This is a genomic window from Alcanivorax sp. HI0083 (assembly GCF_001635175.1).
This window is the reverse complement of the sequence record NZ_LWFX01001734.1, coordinates 1-2550: the sequence shown is the minus strand read 5'-3', so window position 1 is coordinate 2550 and position 2550 is coordinate 1. Positions and strand designations below refer to the sequence as shown.

The window sequence follows — 2550 nt, the reverse complement described above, 5'->3', positions numbered from 1 at the left end:
CGGGCCGTCGCCGGTGCCAGATCCAGCAGCGCCTTGATCGCGCCCGAGGTTTTCTCCCGGGCCCGCAGTTCAAGCACCTGGCCTAACAGAACCAGCACCACGATGACCGCAGCCGCCTCGAAGTAGACGGCGACAGAACCGTCTTCCTGCCGAAAGGCGTCGGGGAAAATCTGGGGCGCCAGTGTCGCCACCAGGCTGTAGATCAGCGCCACGCCAGTACCAATGGCAATGAGCGTGAACATGTTCAGATTGCGGCTGACGACGGACTTCCAGCCTCTGACAAAGAAAGGCCAGCCACACCAGGCCACTACTGGCGTCGCCAACACCAGTTGAATCCAGTTGGACATTTGTGGGGCAACGATCTGGTCAAGGCCGGTGAGATGTCCGCCCATTTCCAGCACCAATACCGGCAGGGCCAGCACCAGGCCAATCCAAAATCGACGGGTCATGTCTTTGAGCTCTGCCGAGGGCCCGTCATCCAGACTTACCTGCTCGGGCTCCAGGGCCATACCACAGATAGGGCAATCTCCGGGGCCCTGCTGGCGAATTTCCGGATGCATCGGGCAGGTGTACATGGTGCCCGGAGCCACGGGTTCGTCCTGTTTCTGTTCTCCACTGAGGTAGTGTCCCGGGTCGCCGTCAAACTTCGATTTGCACCCCGAAGAACAGAAATACCAGGTTTTCCCGCCATGCTCGCTGCGATGTTCCGCCGAGTGTGGATTCACCGACATGCCGCAAACAGGATCTTTGACCGTGTGCTCAGCCGTCATGGCCGATCCCTCCCTATCGAGTTCTGGTGATTAGTGATGATGAGCATGAGATTCTTTGTGTCCCGCTTCTTCGGCTTCTGTGGCCTTTTTCAGGAACAGTTGCTCGGCCACTGCGATAACAATCATGGTGACAACCGCCACGCCAATAACAAACAGGTCAGTATTCAGTTTGACCCAAACGAAGCCACCAAGAGCGAGCAAATCCAGAACAATTGCCACCGTGGGCACCCACACATTGGCCTTCACATCCTCCCGTAAATAGCGCAGAACGCCCCAATGGATAGCAATGTCCATGATCAGGTAAAAAATGATGCCCAGCGCTGCAATTCGGGACAGGTCGAAGAAGGCCGTGAGGATAAGCCCAAGCACCACGGTATAAACCAGCGTGTGCTTCTGGATGCTACCGGGCATGCCGAAATGACTGTGGGGGACCAGCTTCATTTCAGTCAGCATGGCCAACATGCGTGAGACGGCGAAAATACTGGCCAGAATGCCACCGGCGGTGGCCATCATCGCAATGGCGACGGTAAACCAGACGCCGTAGTCGCCCAATGCGGGACGCGCAGCGGCCGCCAGAGAGTAGTCCTGCGTTTTGATGATTTCCGCCAGGGACAGGTTACTGGCAACGGCGAAACCGACCAGGGTGTAGATCACCACGCAGGCTGCGATGGAAATAATAATCGCTCGCCCCACGTTTCTCTTGGGGTCTATGACTTCCGAGCCGCTGTTGGTGATGGTGGTAAAACCTTTGAAGGCCAGAATGCCAAGGGCCGTTGCCCCCAGGAAATTGCCAAAGGTTCCAGCCTCACCGGGGCTAGAGAAATCAACAGAAACACTGTCGGCAATCCAGATACCCACCAGCCCGAAAACCAGAATGCCTCCGATCTTCAGGATACCTATAAAGGAAGCCACGCCCTGAATCATTCGGTTGCCCAACAGATTGATCAGAAACGCGGCCAGAATTAGTGAGACGCCAAGAATGGGCACCATGCGGCCACTTTCATCGCCATCGAACAGTTGCATGGTGTAAGAACCGAAGGTTCGCGCAAGAAAGCTCTGGGCAATCACCATCGAGAAATACATCAGCAAAGCATTGAAAGCCGTCGGTAACCGATTGCCATAGGCTTTGTGCAGGTACATGCCTATGCCCCCGGCTGACGGGTAGGCATTGGAAATTTTGATGTAGGAATAGGCACTGAAGCTTACGATTACCGCCGCGGCCAGAAACGCCAACGGGAAAAGAACGCCAGTCATCTGCGCCATCTGCCCGGTAAGGGCGAAGATACCGGCGCCAATCATGACACCGGTGCCCAGCATAACAGTTCCCGGAAGTGTAAGACTGCCTTTCTGATAGCGCGTGGTTCTGTCGTGCGTGCTGCTCATACAACCTCCTGTTGTTTTGAACGGCGTTTGATACTCAATAAATAGCCAATGCTGGCTTGGGTAGATCTCACTTGCATCAATGTCGAGAAAAACGGGCCAAAGAAATATCTTTAGCCCCTAAGTACCTGATCAGAGTGCGATGCGCGCTCCAATCACAGCAAACCAATCTGCTGTACTGCCGCCGTCCGCTTCGGCAAAGTCGGCACTATCGCCGTATTTGCGCTCATGCACCACGCCCACATAAGGCGAGAACGCACGGTCGATCAGATCATAGCTCAACCTGAGTCCGGTTTCAGTAGAAACCAGTCCTTTACCAACGCCAATTTCCCGGTCCTCGCTAAACGCAACCGTGGCATCCAGCGTTGCCGCCAGAATCCAGTAGTTGGTGAGAAGCAGC

The 2550-nt window shown here is 55.4% G+C and carries 3 protein-coding genes; all 3 read right to left on the bottom strand.

What is annotated here, in order from left to right:
• On the bottom strand, window positions 1-770 hold a 770-nt coding region (locus A3754_RS25245; RefSeq protein ID WP_156497227.1), incomplete at its 3' end, for a YHS domain-containing protein.
• A gap of 30 nt (window positions 771-800) precedes the next feature.
• Complete coding sequence (locus tag A3754_RS25240) at window positions 801-2153, bottom strand: APC family permease (RefSeq protein WP_081737601.1); 1353 nt, start codon at window positions 2151-2153, stop codon at window positions 801-803.
• A gap of 129 nt (window positions 2154-2282) precedes the next feature.
• The coding region (locus A3754_RS25235) for a copper resistance protein B (RefSeq protein ID WP_197468864.1) at window positions 2283-2550 on the bottom strand (268 nt) is incomplete at its 5' end.

Excerpts from the sequence above, each read along its gene's own strand:
- A3754_RS25240 (WP_081737601.1), bottom strand. The coding sequence starts at position 2,153 with ATGAGCAGCACGCACGACAGAACCACGCGCTATCAGAAAGGCAGTCTT.